Here is a 17,489-nt window from a genome sequence, read left to right as displayed (position 1 = left end):
AACGTTTCATGTAACGTTCAGGAGGAGATGAACTGAACCTCCGGGGACTGAGTCGATCCCCAAAACGGACCGTTGAAATCAGAGCGAGCCCTCAAATTATCTTTGAGGGCTCGCATCATTTGATAACGATTTTCGAAGCAGTGCTGGCACGCTGGATTCAGCTTTTCTCCTAACTGGAGAGCTGCATCGCGGCCACGTGATAGACCAAATCGGTCTAGTACTCGCCGATCACTTCGTTGCCACTTCGGGTGCTCAATGCCCGAAAGATTCCTTCATCAATGACATCGCTGATGAAGACGACGTGTCCATCGGCCATGACGAAGTGTGCTCCGCCTGTATGTGAACTGCCGAAGTCTTCAGCATGATGTCCATGATTGGGGGCGTGAGTCGCGTGCCCGATGACCCGACCGATCATCTCGTCAACCTGAGGCAATGCTCCGGCCCAGGTGCCGTACACAATTTCGTCGTCGTGTTCATAGGTCGTTCGTTCTCCAACGAGGAAAGTCGAACTGGTTCCGTCTGAGAAGTCTCGGATCAACACCTTACTGTTATGGAAGAATGCTCCGTTGCTGACACATTGTCCCTGACTGGTCAGCGGTGCTACTCCCGGGGTTCCTTCGCAGTCGTGGAGTTCGTGAGTTCCAAAAACGCCAGCATAATTCGCGGTGGCCATCTCGGTGTTGGCGCCGTTCTGGTCTTCAATGGTGAACGTATCCGGCTTTGGATCGCTCGGGCATTGAAACGCTGTCAGTTTCAGCTTCAGGTAAGGGCGGTTTGTCGTGTGGTCAGTCGGGAGTGTGAACTGGATACTGTTCGAGACGGCACCTTGTTCCAGATAAGGCAGAATGAACGAGCCCCAGGCAAATCCGCTGTTGCCCATGACTTCGGGGAGACGAGTTGCTTGGTTCACGCCAATCCACCCCGGTGGGAAGGTGTTGTGAACATCAAGATAGTTGTGAAGGGCGAGCCCGATCTGCTTCAGGTTGTTTTTGCATTGTGATCGTCGAGCGGCTTCTCGCGCCTGTTGTACGGCAGGCAACAGCAGAGCGATTAGAATGGCGATAATTGCGATGACGACAAGAAGTTCGATCAATGTAAACGCGGCGCGACGTTGAGTTGCACGCATGAGGCTGTCCTCGAAATAAAAGTCTGATTGCAATGGAATGCGGAGTGAATAAAGCAGCCCGATTCGACGCGAATTTCAGGAATTCGCGGTCTCCGGACGACACTCAATGACGGTGGCTCTCTGAGTACCGCGTCAGATCTCCATGGCCGGATAGCCATGTGAAATGACTCATGACATGCATTCTTCGCTGATGAGAAAATGTGTCGCCAAACGTATGCAACGGAGTTCGTTCAGACTGCCGGTTGCGATTGGTAAGACACACTGCAGAAGGAAGCCTCAGGCTGTTTAGCCAACTTGCCCTTAGCATTCCCGGTGCATCTTCAGCGAAATCAGACGTTCAGTGGCGGTCCACGGACATATGGTCCGGACAGCGCGACAGTGACAACTTCAATAACCTCACTGACAGGTCTCTCTGTGACCTGTTCTTCACCAGCCAGCATGACTGGACATGAGAGTAGTTGGACAGCTTGAATCAGAAACTGACACAACAGGCATGACTCTGAATGGCAAGGAAGATCTTGCTGAGGGTTTGCGGGAGCTTCGTCAGTTTCTTTGCCGTGTTGATGTCCGTGCTCGTGGTGGTGAGCATGGCTGTGGCGTGCTGTTGTGTGAGCATGCAGGTGTCCGCAGGATTGCGTCGCAGATCCCTTCTTCTTGCTCGTCTGGCGGGAGCTTTCCTCCTGCGACTGACAAGTTGATTGCTTTGAACATGGACCGCTCCCGACAGAGCAGCCAACATTGTCCTGACATTCAACGCTGTTATGGCAATGGAAATGCACCAGCGGAGGATGGAACGTGCGAACACCAACCATCATGACGAATGACGTCATGACGATGGTCAAGTTCACGATTCCAAGACGAGTCCGCATGGATGAATGGTTCCGAATGCTCCGAAGTTCCCTGTTTCTCAGTTAGATCGTACTCAGGTTGAAATGAACTTCAACTATAAATGCAATTCAATTGTAGGAAAATCCTGAATCGTAAATACAACAAATTGCAGTTTTAGAACGCAACTTGAGAGCTCCACTTATTTTATCGTGTCGAGGAGCGGTGACTAGAAATAAAATCGCGGTAGATCCCGCGGAAATGCATCGCAGGCTTCGTGCCAGATCGGAAAATAAGGAAGGGCGACGTGAGCAGAACGGCCCTGTGTCCAGCAATTTCTCACCTCAATCAGCGGCGAGGGGATCTGGGAACACTTCGTACACTGGACTCACCCAGTTTCGGCATACGAGCGATTCTCAACAGCCGAGTCTCGTCCGCTGCAATCGAACAGACGGGTGTGCTGCAAAATAGTGCAGGGTGTCACGGCGTAGCGACAACAGATCCGTTGAAGGTCGAGTCGACGCTGAATCTCAGTGCAGGGCTATTTCTTTTGGAAGATCTTGAAATTGGCCAGTCGGAGTTTCTGTAACCAGAACTGGGCGAGGACCAGAAGTGTCGTCAGTCCGTATTTCACGCAACGTCGAAAATTGATGCTGGAAGCTTCATCGAAGTAGCGGACAGGAACCGGGATGTCACCGAGTTTGAACTTGAAATAGACCGATTGCGCCAGGAACTGGCTGTCAAAAGCAAAGTCGTCGGTGTTGTTCTGCCACGGAATTGTTTCCAGGACTTCACGACGATAGGCGCGGAACCCGCTGTGAAAGTCTCCGAGATTTTGCCCAAGGGCGACATTCTCGGTGATTGTCAGCAAGCGATTTGCGATGTATTTCCAGCCAGGCATTCCCCCTGCGAGCGCTTCGCTTCGGGTGCGAATGCGGGATCCGAGAATCACATCGCAGATGCCGAGACGCAGGAATTCAGCAGCGGCGCCAATAACACGACTGTCGTACTGATAGTCAGGGTGGATCATGACAACGATGTCAGCCCCGCTGGCCAGAGCCTGCTCGTAACAGGTTTTCTGGTTCCCCCCGTAACCTTTGTTCTTTTCGTGCACGATGACGGTCAGGCCCAGCTTTCGTGCCAGATCTGCAGTGTGGTCACGACTGCAGTCGTCGACCAGAATTACTTCATCAACGACGCCTGCCGGGATGTCGGCGAGCGTCCGTTCGAGCGTTGCCTCGGCATTGTATGCAGGCATGACTGCAACAATTCGAAGGGGGCCTGCCTCGGTTGCTGGCTGCGACATGGATTGAGTGGGGCTAATGGCTGTCATGATTTTCAGCCTATTTCACAAATCAGGGGATACTGGCGATGATTCGTTGCCTGAGGCTGAAATGTTGCGAAAAAGCATCGGCGATTCCGGTCATGACGGCGATTGCATTTTGTTTTTATCCAGCCCGGCACAAATCCGAATCGAGATCGCGATTCACCTGAGCGAAGTTGTGTCCTCAACGATCGGCTGTGACATCTTTAAAAGATGTGTCCAGGCATGGGCCCATTCTTCGTCAGCGTCAACACTTCCGGGCCGGACTCAGTCATCAGAATCTGGTGCTCAAATTGGGCGGAGGGAGCTCTGTCTTCGGTTAAAACGGTCCACCCATCCGCAAGTGGGCCAGAGGTCCCTTTAGTGCCGAGGTTAAGCATCGGTTCAATTGTGAAGCAAACACCCGGGGCGAGAATGTCTCGCTGGTTTTTGCGGTTCGGGACGTGTGGAACTCCCGGTTCTTGATGGAACGCCCGTCCGATTCCATGACCCTGAAAGTTCTCGACGACTCCGTAACCGTGTTTCCAACCGAAGCGGGAAATCGCGGCACCAATTTCCATGACAGAACAATAGGGCTGCAAGACGTCGATTCCGATCCAGAGTGAATCGAACGTGACCTGAACAAGCTTTCGGATATCGGCTGCAACAGGCTCAATCAGGAATGTTTCAGAAGAGTCACCGTACCAGCCATTTACGATCGTAGTGCAGTCCACGTTGACAATGTCGCCGGGATTCAGTGGTTCGTCATTCGGAATTCCGTGGCACACCACCGCATTGATACTGGTGCAGATCGATTTTGGATATCCGTGATACCCAAGGCATGCCGGCAAATGCCCGTGGTCTCGAGTGTACTCTTCCGCGAGTCGATCGAGAGCGTTCGTCGTGACGCCGGCCTTTACGTGGGGGCGCAGGAAATCCATCAGCTGAGCATTGAAACTGCCAGCGGCGCGTAGTCCATCCTGCTCTGCCGGTTCGAGATACAATGGCAGTTTATTTTGCTTGCGAAATGGAATCAGCCGGCGCATGTCAATCAATCCTACGAACCTGATCGCCCGGTTCGGTTTCTCGTATGGCTGCATCGCAGCCGGATTACCTGGCGAAGTCCGGTTTCTTCAGGCTCTAAGTTGGTCTGTGGCTTAAGTTCGATGCTCCAGTCAATGCATTCTGGTTCTGTTGTCGAACGGCTTCAAGTCTGATCTTAACGATTCGGAGACCCAATTCGATTCCTTGAGCCGTTCAATTCTTACGTTCACGATTGAGGAGTCAACGGTCACCAAGTCGGTTCGCTTTATCCTGTGGCTGTTTAAACAGATGGGGACTGCTTCCATGTTTCTGATGGTATGACATGAACTCACAAATGCAGACTGACGATGGGAGGACTGAGAGAGCGGACGAGAAGTCAACTGTTGAGATCGTGAACAAGGCATGAAAAAACGCTCTTGATCGAGGCGACCAAGAGCGTTGAATGATTCATTTCACGAATCAAAGCAGAACTTATTCATCAGTGCTATCGTCTGATGTGTCATCTGCTGAATCGTCATCAACGTCGTCAATATCATCATTATCGTCAACTTCAGCCGATGGCTTCTGATTTGGCTTCGCAGCACTGAGTGATTTTGCCGCTGCGATTGTTTTGCTGCTCGGCATCAGGAGCATCGACATTGCGCGAGCCCCTTCCATGCGTGGTGGTTGCTCGATCACCGCAGCATCACCCAACTGGTTGATGATTTCCTGCAGGAGGTCGCGGCCTCGGTCGTGGTGAGCGTTTTCACGGCCACGGAAGACCACGTTCACCTTCACTTTGTCTTTACGTGACAGGAATTCGCGAGCCTTTTCGACCTTCACGTGAATGTCGTGCTGGCCGGTCTTAGGGCCCAGGCGAATCTGCTTCAGCTGGCTCTTGTGTTGCTTCGGCCCGGCTGACTTACGGTGCTTTTCGTATTGGGCTTTGCCGAAGTCCATGATTCGGCAAACAGGTGGCTTCGAGTCAGGGCTGACTTCGACAAGATCGAGCCCAACATCCTGAGCCATCTGCAGAGCGGCAGCCGTTTCGATCACACCCAGCATCTCTCCTTCCGCATTCACGACGCGGACCGGCGAAATACGGATGCGTTCATTCATCCGAGGAAGATTCGAAGGACTGCGCGAGGCGGGCTGTTGCGGTGGACGAGAAATGGCAAACACTCCAATTATCACAGGAAATACAAAACTTAGCGTTATTATAGTTGACGCCAGCCTGAAAAGTGTACTCCGACTTTGCAAAATTTTATGTCGAATTGCACACAAATCTTCGATGTCCCTCCCCGAAATCATCTTCTGGGACAGCCCGTACCCTCTTGTCGCCGACATTCACCGTGCATTGTTGTCGGGAAATTTGGAAGAAACGGCGCTTTTGCCTCGAATTTGCCTCAAGCTCGCCCGGTTTGACCGGAACTTGCAGAATAGGGTGAGTCGCGATTCGTCTCTAAGTTCCTTCCTGTTCGACTGATTCTGAGCCAGTTAATGGCAGTTCCTGCCGAATCGTGCGTGTGGGATCGTCCAAAATTGATGGACGGACGCGATCGCACTAACGCGAACGGGATTCTTTAACCATATTCGCCGAGATCGCAGGTTTTGGTGAAAATTCCTGACCTGTCGCGATACGCGGAATCTTATTTCCTTATGAACGAATCTGGATGGTCCCATGCTAGCACCCCGGTTCAACAGAATCGGCAGGCTTCTGTCCTTCCTTGCGGCGGTACCGCTTGCATTTCCGTGCGCACTCACGGCCAATGCAGCTGAACCGTCGAGATCGCGTCAGGCAAACTCGTCGCCAGAAACCCGTGGAACAAGTTCCGCGAAGGGAGAGGCACAGTGCAAACTGAACTTTCTGCGAAAGCCTTGGGACGAAGTGTTGACCCAGGTGGCCAATGAGACTGGATCCACCCTGGTCATGCCAGAAGTTCCACCAGGGAAATTCAGCCGAACGGACTTCGAAAAACATAAACGGGAAGACGCGGTTCGAATTCTGAACCGCGATCTCGAAAAACTCGGTTACAGACTCGTTGCCAAGAACGAAGTGTTGGAGGTGATCTCCACACGCGTCGAACGCAAAGAGTTCAGCCGGCATCACGTTCAACCGGGAGCCACTGCCGGGACCGCGCTGCCATTGAACGCGACAACGATCCAGCCGACACGTCAGGAATCGATGATTCAGCGTGTCAGTCATGAAGCAGCAGGGGCGACCGATAGTCCTCCTGTCGCTCCAGCTGCGGGGCCTTTTGCAGACAAGCCATCGGTCTCTGCGAAGGCCGAGCCGGTCACTTCGATCAACATTAAACCACAACAGCGGTCAGCGTTAGATCTGGCGAAACAGCTGCATGTGGCTTTCAAGCAGCGATCCAAGCTGGAGAATGCTGGCCCGCACGGATTGCCAGCGTTTGTTGTTTCTCATTTTGACGACGAAAATGCAGCGGATTCTCGTCCACTCTTCGTACTGGAGATTGATACTGCGAACGACTCACTCGTTGTCACGGCGACGGAATCAGTCCAGTCTGGAATCCGCCAGCTCATTTTGAAACTGGATGCAAATCCGCTCGCTGAAGGGATTCCCCCGAAAATCGTGGCTGGAGACGGCACGCTCGCAGAAGCTGGTCGTAAATTAGCCCAACCGATTTCTCTGATCGCTCAGGCACAGGCCAAGCAACCACCGGCAGCAGCAGCTGAAGCTCCGGCTGATTTCGAACCTGCAGTTCCAGCGGCTCCGCCCATGCCACCAGCGACAGGTGAAGCGCCTGCAGCTGGAACACCTGCAACTTCGGGAGTAACTCCAGGGACGACGACAGCTTTGCCAGCTTTGCTCGGGAATCTGAAGGGCGACGTCTCGATTGAAGCGTTGAATGATCTCGATCTGTTGATTCTCCGCGGAAACGAAAAAGACGTCGAAGCGGTCATGCAGGTGATTCGAGCCGTTGAGCAAATGGCCGTTGGCAGCATGCCAGAGATTCACTTGCTGAAGCTACAGCACGTCGATTCTCAGTCGCTCTCGCAATTGTTGAATGATGTCTATGCGAGAATGACGGAGTTGCGAACCAATAACGCGCAGCAAAGTCAGGTCGCCGTTCGGGTCATTCCGGTTGTGGTTCCAAATGCCGTACTTGTGCTGGCACCATCACAGGCGATTCAGGCCGTACTCGAACTGGCGGAAGAACTTGACCGTCCCGTTGATCCGGGACACGAAGTCCATGTCTTTCGTCTGAAACACGCCATCTCGACCTCTGTCGCCGAGATGCTGACAACCTTCTATACGCAACCGCCAACGGGGTTGGGGACTCGGATCAAAGTTGCGGCCGATGCGCGGACGAACAGTATTATCGTGCAGGCCAATCCTCGTGATCTGACTGAAATCACAGAATTCATTCGTGGAGTTGATAGTGAGCATGCCAGTTCAGTCAGCCGCATGCAGCTGTTCCAACTGAAGAGTGCTGTTGCGACAGAACTCGCGACATTTTTGAATGACGCAGTGCAAAGCATCCTCAACCCGGCACGCGTCAGTGCGACCGGTGGGATCGGCGGCGGACAGGGACAGACCGGGACTGCAAACCAGCAGGCCAAAGCGACAGTTCTTGAATTCCTGCGAGACGGCAGTAGTGACCTGATTCGCTCAGGTCTGTTGAATGACATCCGGTTCAATGCCGACCCTCGGACAAATAGTCTGATGGTGACCGCTTCTGAACAGAGTATGCCACTGGTGGAAGAGTTGATCCGGATGCTGGATCGCCCCAGTTCAGTGATCTCTGAAATCAAAGTGTTCACCCTGAAGAATGCTGACGCTTCGAGTGCGGCGACATTGCTTCAAGAGTTGTTCAACGCAGGCACGACACAAGGGAATCAGGGGAACCTGGCGAACCGTGCGAGCTCGGCCCTTGGCATTGAGTTGATGGGAGCTCAGGGAAGCGGAAGCAATCTGGTCCCAATGCGGTTCTCGGTCGATGCACGTACAAACAGTGTGGTGGCAGTCGGGGGAGCGGATGCCCTCCAGGTCGTGGAAGCGATTCTCTACAAGCTCGATACCAACGATGCACGGAATCGACAGACCACTGTTTTGAAGCTGCGAAACAGCCCCGTTGCTGATGTTGCTCAGGCAATCAATGAGTTCCTGCAGGCACAACGGGAGCTGGCGACACTCGACCCGAATCGGATCAGCACCAGTCAGTTACTTGAGCAGGAAATCATCGTCACTGCGGAACCTGTCACGAACAGTTTGCTGATCAGTGCGACTCCGGCTTACTTCAAACAACTTGAAGAGATCGCGAAACGACTCGATGCAGAGCCGCCGCAAGTGGTGATTCAGGCAATGCTCGTCGAGGTGACGCTCAACAATCAGGATGAATTCGGAGTGGAACTGGGATTCCAGGACCCGGTGCTGTTTGCCCGAAGTGCGATCAGTGATCTCGTGACCACCACGACAACAACAGCGGTCCCAGGCGTGGGGAACGTTCAGACAACGAACGTCATTTCACAACAGGCGATTCCAGGTTTCAATTTCAATAACCAGCCATTGGGAAGCAACAACACGAACGCTGCGACAAACGGAACTGTCGGGGCACAAGGGTTGTCGAACTTCGCAGTGGGCCGAACAAACAGCGATCTCGGGTACGGCGGGATGGTTCTGTCCGCGAGCTCGGACTCTGTGAGTGTGTTGATTCGTGCACTGGCCGCCCGCAGAACAGTTCGTGTTCTCAGCCGCCCGCAGGTGATTGCTCTGGATAACCAGACAGCACAGGTTCAGGTTGGTCAGGAAGTCCCGGTACCGACTGGAGTGACAATCTCGAACGGAATCGCCCAGACGACTGTGGAAACGAGAAATGCCGGTCTGATTTTGACCGTTTCACCGCGAATCAGTCCTGAAGGACAGATCGTGATGGAAGTCGCGGCAGAAAAGAGTGCCTACCCGAATCTGACAAGTGGCGTTCCGATCTCGACGGACGCAAATGGAAACGTTGTTTACTCGCCGGTCAAAGACATCACCACGGCTCGAACGACGGTCAAAGTGCCAGATGGCCAGACAGTCGTGCTCGCGGGAATGATTTCGAAAGATGATTCGATTGAGGAGCGAAAGGTTCCGTGGTTGGGTGACTTGCCGTTGATTGGAAAAGCGTTTCGCTATGACGGCTATACAAACAATCGACGCGAACTGCTGATCTTCCTGACACCGCGTGTGATTCATGGTGATGCTGATGCAGAAATGTTGAAGCAGATCGAGGCAGGTCGACTCCACTTCTTCCAGGACGATGTTGAAGCGATACATGGACCAATCTACGGGGCTCCTCAAGAGATGACGCTCCCGATTCAGAACAGTCCACCACTGAACCTGTATCCGGCAAACCCAGCGGAAATCCCTGCACTTCCGCCGCCAACATTGACTCCGGGAATGATCAATCCAACAGGCGCAAAAGCAATTTCCCCGTTGGACGATCAGTAAGTCGGTGCAGCCTGAGCAGGCAATAGGCTGCCCTGACGGGAGTGGCCTGGCAGGAGTGGCCTGACAGGAGTGCATGAGACGAAGTTTGAGTCGTTGCGATTCACCATTGATGGCGGATCGCGGCAAATGAGGTGAGATGGCGTCCTGAGTTGTAGAAGGTCGTTCTACAGTCAGAGTATGACGTGGAGAGATGCCACAGGACGCAGAGCAGACCAGGATGGTCATAACGCCGGCAGGGACCGCCGACAATGAATGCAACATTATTTCAAAGGCAACTTCAACTTCTGCTACTGGCAGGCGTCATGATGGCGTCTGGTTGTCAGCAGATGTTGAAGCTCAAACCTGGGATGGGGCGATCGTCTCCTGAGGCGTCAGCAGAGCATCCTGTATTTGAAGCCATCTGTCTTTGGGAACAAGGTGAAGGAAATGGGCTGGATGGTCTGCCAACACGTGGATTCGTTGGACAGGTGATGTTCTTTGCTCACGGAATTGATGCCCCGGTTCGCGTCGATGGCGACTTGATGGTGTATGTCTTCGATGATGTCGGGACAGAAGAAGAGCAGCAGAAGCCAATTCATCAGTTTGAATTTAACTCCGTCGCAATGAAGGCGTTTCTGACAGAGACAAATGTCGGAACGGCTTATCAGTTCTTCATTCCGTACACTCGTAAAGGAGCCCAAAAGGCGACATGCAGTTTACGGGTGCGCCTGACTCCAAAGACCGGCAATCCGGTCTACTCAAAGATGAGTTCCATCGTTCTGGCTGGAAAAACTGCGAGAAAGCCGGAAGTTGCTGTCAGTCAGCCGCTTCAAGTGCATGCTGAGGGAATTCAGCTGGCATCTCACGAAACTGCAAGCACCAGTCATTCGACGATTCCGACGGTCTCCCCTTCAGCTCAAAGCAATGGTGAAGACATGTTGTTGTTGAAGTCGAAGCTGTCGCAACTGACACAGTCAGCCGGCGTCAAGACTCTGCCTGCGACATCAGTTTCAGGAGCAGATGCAGCAGTAGACACAGCGGGGAATCGAACAGTCCCGAGGGAAGTTCCTCAGGTGGAAGCGAAACCAATTGCGACGTCAGCTTCGGCTTCCGAGTCAGTTCCTCAAAAGACAGAATCCAAAGGTGGCCACATCCTTCTTGATGGTGCCAGTCCGAATGTCGCAGAGAAGCCTGCCGCAGTCTCTTCTGGAGGCATGCGACTGAAGGCGGCAGCGACTTCAACTCCAGTGGCTGCGACTGAGAAAGTCGCTCCCAAAGCGTTTCCAGATTCGGCAGTATCAACATCAGCAGCAGGGACTGAAGCTGCAACTCCAGTTTCAGGGGAACCTCACCCGATTGAAGGGGAGACCTCAGAGAAGAAGGTGCAGGCTGAACCTCACCCGCTACTTGATTGAAGTGTCGGCAGTTTCAATAGTTAAGGTGCAGTGCTCACATCTGTTGGAGCATTGCCTGTCACTCCAGTTGTGGGGATGCCGGTTCGCTGGAACATGAAGTGGCGAGTGAATTTTCGGAAGAATGGGTGTCGATCTCGTATGGACAGTCGCTCGTCAGGAAAATTCGCGGAATCGACGGACCGTTCTCGGTTGAGCGGAGTTACAATAATTGACACTGGAGTCAACCGGGCATATGGACGGGCTCCCTCGGAATTGATTGAGAAGGAATCCCCATGAAACGGTTCGTTTACGGATTCGTCGTCGCCTCAGTCTGCGTTGCTGGTGCAGAATGTCAGGCTCAATCTCTGTTCGGATCAGGTGGGGCGCTGAATTCCACTGCTGTTTCCAATGCGAGTAATCCGTTTGCTCAGGCAACACAAACTGGACGTGCAATGCCGACGACCGCTGGATCTGGAAGTCGCGGCGGGACTGGACGAGCGACCGGGACAGGGACAGGCGCCGGGTCCCAGGGAGCAATGAACACCGCGGATGGGGCTCTCGGAGCAACGATTGGAACCAGCGGCTTTGTCGGGCGTGGAGACAATGCCAACCGGTTCGTAGGCAGCCAGAATGCAACGTCAAATGCTCGTCGCGGTTCTGCTGCCAATCAGTTTTCTCTACTGCAGAATCTGGTAGGGAACAACGAATTCAATCAAAACGGCGCGAATGTTCCTGCTCAAAACATCATCCCTCAGATGAGATTGGGGTTTGACGTCGAGACGAGAGTGATCCCTGAACTTCGTATGTCGATTCAAGAGAATCTGGTGAAACTTCCAGCCATCGGTCCCAGAGCCGATGGTGTCGTTGCTCATGCCGACAATGCAGGAATCGTGACACTCTCGGGACAGGTGCATTCAGAACACGATCGTAAACTGATCGAGACACTTGTTCGTATGGAACCCGGCGTTCGTGCGGTTCGAAACGAACTCGCTGTTTCCTCGACTCCGTGACCGTGAGTCCCTCTGTTTTTCCGAGGCCGATCTCTTTGGTGCTTCGATGTTGTATCGTCTTTATTGCGAATAGATTACGCTTAGGGTTCGTGTTGGGGGGCTAAGTCGTGTCGGGGGGCGTTCCTGATCCTCTTCGGCTCGGAATCCCTTAAGAATTCAATGACGGCTGATGAAATTTCATCGCCTGACAGTCGCCACCGTCTGCAGCTTTGCTTAGGATAGATCTGTCTCAGAAATAACTTCTGAAATGAGGCGAACAAGACGTTTCCACCTTGACGATAACTGCACGCCATTAAAGGCTTTGGGAGGTTTTCATGGTACGTTTTGCTTGGGCAGCGGCACTCGTGTTCGCACTGAGCGGCCAGAGCTTTGCGGCTGGCTACGGTTCCGTCGAAGGACAGTTCATCCTGGATGGTGATGTTCCAGCGGCGACTCCCCTGAAGAAAAAAGGGGACACCACGATCAAAGACGCAGCCACTTGTGCTGCTGATGACATTCCGAACGAAGCTCGTGCGTTCGACCCAAAGACAAAAGGGATTGGAAACATCGTCGTTTATATGCGACGGGCACCAGCCAACATCCATCCTGATCTGAAGGAAAGCAAAGCCAAGGAAGTCGTCTTCGATCAGAAGAATTGCCGCTTCCTGCCTCACGCGATGATTGTTCGCACAGATCAAACCGTGGTTTGCAAGTCAGACGATGACGTTGCTCACAACGTGCATACAAATCCATTGGCAAACACATCTGTTAACTCGATGGTGATGCCAAAGGACCGCACTGGTATTAAAGTTCAGATGCCAGCTGCTGAAAACATTCCAGTAAAAGTCCAATGTGACATTCACCCTTGGATGCTGTCATGGTGGGTTGTCGTTGATCACCCTTATGCTGCGATCACCGACAGCGAAGGGAAGTTCAAGATCGAGAACCTGCCAGAAGGGGAACACGAGTTCCGCGTTTGGCACGAATCGGCTGGCTACATCAATCGTAAGCTGACTGTGAAAATCAAAGATGGCGAAACAACCACTTTGAAGGTTCACAAAGTGCCAGTGAAATCCTTCGACGACAAGTAATCATTGTTGAATATCGCTGACATCGATTGTTTGTCAGGATGAAGTGAAAAGAAAAAACGCGGTGCTTCTCAATGAGAGGCACCGCGTTTTTGTTGTTTTTAGCTGGCCAGTTCATGCTGACCAGCCGACTCTATCGTCTTGCACTGCGGGCACAGAGTAAACCGATCGGTCTAGCCGATGTGTTTCTCAAGCAGCTGGGCAATCCGTTCTTGTGACTGGAGACCGAGGATACGGTCAACAACTTTTCCGTCTTTGAAGACGATCAGTGTTGGAATGCTGTTGATCTGGTAATTGATCGCAGCCTGGCGGTTATCGTCGGTGTTCAGTTTTCCGACTTTAACTTTGCCGACGTACTTGTCAGCCAGAGCTTCGATCGTTGGAGTCAGCATCTTGCAAGGCCCGCACCATGGAGCCCAGAAGTCAACAAGAACTGGCGCGCTGCTGGTCAGCACATCGTCCTGAAAAGTTGCGTCACTGAATTCCTGAACATTTCCGGCCATGTCTCTATTCCTCACTTCGAATTCGGTAAACAGCTTGTTCTTGTGATCTCAATTTTGAAAAGTCTGGGCTCGCTGTGAAATCCAGACCTGATTGTTGCAGGCTCAAGCTTGTCTTGCGACAGGTTGTCTTTGAAACGTTGGAAATTATAGGGTCGGTAAAAGGGTGTCAACGGGGGGGATTACGGTGAGATCGGCGTAAATCCACAATTTATATGGCGTTGTGGAAAACTGGATGCTTATCGACACTTTTTGAATCCATTTTTTGCCGCCGATTCTGCTGATTCTGTCCCGATAAATTTCTGTTCAGGCCAGAGTTGCAGGTTTCTGGTGCTGAATCGGACTTGCTCAGCGGCTTCGTCCGTGGATGTTGAACCAATTTCCGCAGTGTTTGCACCGGACGTCACCCAATGGGGAGACATCTGCTTGCGTACCAAGTGGTGCACGGCAGTTGCTGCAGGCATACTCGCCTGCCTTTGGTGCCTGTACCTCGTCCTGATGCTTGAATAATGCTTCCAGTTGCTTCGCCCACAGTTCACGAATCCTGCCTTGGGGGAACATTGCATCTGTCGTCAGCATCAGCAGGCCTTGCAGGATAAAGCCGATTGCGATGAAGCTGAAGAAAACCTTGAAAAACAGGGGTGGTCCATCAAATGGATCTCCGAATGGCCCACCAACTAGTCCGAATCCACTAAACCATACTCCTGCCAGAACAGTTAACCCGATTCCGAGAGGAACGATTCCGACCAAGCGTTGAAGTGGCAATTGAGTTCCCCTGCTGTTGTCTATTGGGGGCAATGCCGTGACGGCAAGTTGCAATTGGGACAACGTCATTTTCGGCGTATCGGATCAATCTTTCTCTGGCAGCGGCAGCTTTTTGACCAGAAGGGCTTGATAGCCTCCATCCCCCGGTGCGCCTGGCTCGTGGAATTGCTCTGTAACCAGTCGGACATCGGTTCTGGAATCAATCACTGACTGAACCAGTTCCGAGTTCTCTGCTGCATCAATACTACACGTTGAGTAAACGATCCGACCTCGGGGATTCACCCTGTCGATGGCATCATTCAGCAGGCGACGTTGTAGAGGAATCAGGTCCTGCAACGTTGCCGGAGTGATTCGCCACCTCGCTTCCGGCCGTTTTCCGAGTACTCCAGTATTAGAGCATGGAGCGTCGATCAGGGCTGCGTCAAATGGTCCTTCAGGAGTGTTGTGACCATCTTCGGCGATGCGGACGGCCTCAACATTATCAAGGTGCAATCTGGCGATGTTCTCTCGGATGGGACGCAGTCGGACCTCGGAGAGGTCGCAGGCGATGACATGACCGGTGCTTCTCAGGCGTTCTCCAATATGACAGCTCTTTCCGCCCGGTGCTGCACAGAGATCAAGAATCGTGTCACCCGGGCGCGGGTTGAGAAGATCTGTCGCTGCCATCGCGGACTCATCCTGAACACTGAACCAGCCATCATGGAAGACTGAAATCTCTCCCGGGGAGATGGAGCCAGCAAGCTGGATTGATTCCGGAAGAACTCCAGGTTGAGCTTTGACTCCCGCTTCCTTCAAGATGTTCAGCACTTCGTCTCGCGTGGTGCGATTCAGGTTCACTCGAAGCGAAACTCGCCCGGGAGTTGTGTACCAGAGGCAACGAGCCAGAAGTTGATTCTGGTCCGGCACTGTTTTCGACCAGCGCGAGACCAGCCAGTGTGGCAAGCTGGTCACCTGAGAGATGTACTCAATCGGTTCAACGGCGGGGTCTGCAAAGACTTCCCGCGCAAACTCGATCGTCCTGTAACCAGCGTTCTTTCCGCGGATTTCGTAGATTGGAAGGTGATGCCGATCGAGCTCGGTCAGCGCGAGGCCAGCCTCATGGGATGCTACTCCTGATTCGTCGCTCAACAGACTCGCTTCGCGTTCGAGACTGCGGAGTGTGCCGTTGATGAACCCTTTGGCTCGCGGCTTGTTCAAACGCTCGCACAAGGCCACTGTTTCATGGACAGCAGCGTGAGGAGGAACGTGTGGCAGGAAGATGAGCTGACAGCAGCCGATCTGCAGCAGGAGCCACAATTCGTCTTCGACAGATTCGCGTGGTCGTGTGACATAGCGACTCAGAATCGTGTCGATCGTCAGCCCTCGGCGGACTGTTTCTGCGGCGACTTCCGTGGCAAAGTGACGTTCTCTGGGCAGTGTTGGAAACTGCGTGAAAAGGTCGTCCAGCGTCTTCGAAACGAAGGAGCCATTCTGCGAAAACGCCTGTACTGCGAGAAAGGCGAGCCAGCGGGAAGATGGCCCGTTTGATGGTCCACGTCCCCGTGAAGATCCACCGGACCGTTGGCCGCGATTCTGGTTGTCTCGATTGTGATTATGTGGGTTCGGGTTCATCGTGCGTTCCCACAAAGTGTCTCAAGGTCCGAAAAATATTCCGGATAGGTTTTTGATGTGCAACCAGGATCGGCAATGCGAATCCCAGCGGTGCGTAATCCAAGAAGTGAAAAACTCATGGCCATTCGGTGATCGTCGTAGGTGTGGATTTCACAGGGGTGAAGTGCCCCGGGGTGAATCGTCATGCCATCCTGGTGCTCTTCAACATTCAAGCCGGCTCGTTGGAGTTCGGTCACGACAGCTGAGACTCGGTCTGTTTCTTTGAGACGCATGTGGGCGACATTGCGAATTCTGGTAGGACCGGTCGCAAACGGGGCAACGCACGCCAGCGTTTGTGCTGTGTCGCTGATGGCGTTCATGTCGATGTCGACACCGTGAAGTGGCTTCCCCTGCAGCGTGATGCTGTTCTCGTTCCACTCCGCTTCACATCCCATCTGAACGAGTGCGTCGACAAATTGAACATCACCTTGCAATGCGTTGCGATGCAAGCCTTCGACGGTGACACGCCCTCCCGTGACGGCCGCGACAGCAAAGAAATAGCTGGCCGCAGATGCATCTGGTTCAATGTCATAGGTGCGGCCAATATAAGGAGTCGCCGCAATCTGGAAGTGATTTGCTTTTGGTTCATCAGCGACTGCACCGAATGAACGCATCATTTCGAGAGTCATGTCGACATAGGGGCGTGAAACCAGTTCCCCGACCACTTCAACTGTTACTGAGGATTGTGCCGCAGGGGCTGCCATCAGTAAGCCACTGAGGTACTGGCTCGACATGTTGCCAGCAACCTGAATTCGACCGCCCGGCAATCCTGATGTGGAAATCACAACTGGTGGGCAACCGTTTTCCAGTTCGCATCGGGCGTCAACACCGATCGCTTTCAGAGCGTCCACCAGTGGAGAAATGGGGCGCTCTCGCATTCTGGAATTTCCATCGAGATGGAAGCGTCCGTTTGCGGTTGCGCAGAGGGCTGTGAGAAAGCGAATGCTGGTGCCACTGTTCTCGCACCACAGGTCCGCCTGAGAGACTGGAATGCGTCCCTGCTGACCGGTCAGGGAGATGGTTCGAGCGTCCCAATCTGGCGTGACCTGAATTCCAAGCCGTTGCAGGCTATCAATCATGACACGGGTATCGACACTGTCGAGTATGCCGGTCAGTTCGGAGGAACCGGTTGCCAGTGAGGCAATCATCAAGGCGCGGTTCGTCAGGCTTTTTGAACCAGGGGGGCGAATCACTCCCTGGACAGGGCGAGACACCGGAATTATTTCGAGCGATTCCATGTAAATGTCAGAGTTGGAATAAGTGGTGAATCTGTCAGTTTTGATAGAGACGTTGTGGATTGCCCGTCTGCGAATCTTTCCCTGATGTGACGCTTCTGAGTCGCCATTTCTGCCGCATTCTAACGCAATCACCGTCGATACATCAGGG

General features: G+C 53.1%; 13 protein-coding genes. 4 read left to right on the top strand and 9 right to left on the bottom strand.

Annotated features, from left to right (window positions below):
• Positions 1–214 precede the first annotated feature (214 nt).
• The 5 genes from SH527x_RS11990 to infC all read right to left on the bottom strand — a co-directional run bounded on the left by SH527x_RS11990 (position 215) and on the right by infC (position 5,396).
• Positions 215–1,126, bottom strand: a complete 912-nt coding sequence (locus tag SH527x_RS11990) for a DUF1559 domain-containing protein (RefSeq protein WP_437190916.1) — start codon at positions 1,124–1,126, stop codon at positions 215–217.
• A 329-nt stretch (positions 1,127–1,455) separates the two neighbouring features.
• A complete protein-coding gene (locus SH527x_RS11985) occupies positions 1,456–1,995 on the bottom strand; it encodes a hypothetical protein (RefSeq protein WP_437190915.1) in 540 nt (179 codons plus the stop codon).
• A gap of 497 nt (positions 1,996–2,492) precedes the next feature.
• A complete protein-coding gene (locus SH527x_RS11980) occupies positions 2,493–3,284 on the bottom strand; it encodes a glycosyltransferase family 2 protein (protein ID WP_437190914.1) in 792 nt (263 codons plus the stop codon).
• 197 nt (positions 3,285–3,481) lie between these two features.
• Positions 3,482–4,300: a type I methionyl aminopeptidase gene (gene map / locus SH527x_RS11975; RefSeq protein ID WP_437190913.1), complete on the bottom strand. Its 819-nt coding sequence runs from the start codon at positions 4,298–4,300 to the stop codon at positions 3,482–3,484.
• Positions 4,301–4,769: 469 nt separating this feature from the next.
• On the bottom strand, positions 4,770–5,396 hold the full coding sequence (gene infC, locus SH527x_RS11970) for a translation initiation factor IF-3 (RefSeq protein ID WP_437190912.1): 627 nt from the start codon (positions 5,394–5,396) through the stop codon (positions 4,770–4,772).
• 811 nt (positions 5,397–6,207) lie between these two features.
• Here infC and SH527x_RS11965 point away from each other — a divergent pair.
• The 4 genes from SH527x_RS11965 (at position 6,208) to SH527x_RS11950 (ending at position 13,191) form a co-directional block, all read left to right on the top strand.
• On the top strand, positions 6,208–9,738 hold the full coding sequence (locus SH527x_RS11965) for a secretin N-terminal domain-containing protein (RefSeq protein ID WP_437190911.1): 3,531 nt from the start codon (positions 6,208–6,210) through the stop codon (positions 9,736–9,738).
• 248 nt (positions 9,739–9,986) lie between these two features.
• On the top strand, positions 9,987–11,132 hold the full coding sequence (locus SH527x_RS11960) for a hypothetical protein (protein WP_437190910.1): 1,146 nt from the start codon (positions 9,987–9,989) through the stop codon (positions 11,130–11,132).
• Between the two features lie 272 nt (positions 11,133–11,404).
• Entirely contained in the window at positions 11,405–12,121 is a 717-nt protein-coding gene (locus SH527x_RS11955) for a BON domain-containing protein (RefSeq protein WP_437190909.1), read from the top strand.
• A gap of 314 nt (positions 12,122–12,435) precedes the next feature.
• Complete coding sequence (locus SH527x_RS11950) at positions 12,436–13,191, top strand: carboxypeptidase regulatory-like domain-containing protein (protein ID WP_437190908.1); 756 nt, start codon at positions 12,436–12,438, stop codon at positions 13,189–13,191.
• Positions 13,192–13,361: 170 nt separating this feature from the next.
• On the opposite strand, the gene trxA is transcribed toward SH527x_RS11950, so the two are convergent.
• The 4 genes from trxA to aroA all read right to left on the bottom strand — a co-directional run bounded on the left by trxA (position 13,362) and on the right by aroA (position 17,317).
• On the bottom strand, positions 13,362–13,691 hold the full coding sequence (gene trxA, locus SH527x_RS11945) for a thioredoxin (RefSeq protein ID WP_437190907.1): 330 nt from the start codon (positions 13,689–13,691) through the stop codon (positions 13,362–13,364).
• A 345-nt stretch (positions 13,692–14,036) separates the two neighbouring features.
• Positions 14,037–14,522 carry a hypothetical protein gene (locus SH527x_RS11940; protein ID WP_437190906.1) on the bottom strand — a complete coding sequence of 162 codons (486 nt, stop codon included), beginning with the start codon at positions 14,520–14,522 and terminating at the stop codon, positions 14,037–14,039.
• Between the two features lie 15 nt (positions 14,523–14,537).
• Positions 14,538–16,064, bottom strand: a complete 1,527-nt coding sequence (locus SH527x_RS11935) for a transcription antitermination factor NusB (protein ID WP_437190905.1) — start codon at positions 16,062–16,064, stop codon at positions 14,538–14,540.
• Entirely contained in the window at positions 16,061–17,317 is a 1,257-nt protein-coding gene (gene aroA / locus SH527x_RS11930; RefSeq protein WP_437190904.1) for a 3-phosphoshikimate 1-carboxyvinyltransferase, read from the bottom strand. The genes SH527x_RS11935 and aroA overlap by 4 nt, the downstream gene beginning before the upstream one ends.
• Positions 17,318–17,489 lie beyond the last annotated feature (172 nt).

Source organism: Planctomicrobium limosum, assembly GCF_051465645.1.
Classification (GTDB): domain Bacteria; phylum Planctomycetota; class Planctomycetia; order Planctomycetales; family Planctomycetaceae; genus Planctomicrobium.
This window is presented reverse-complemented; position numbering and strand designations above follow the sequence as displayed.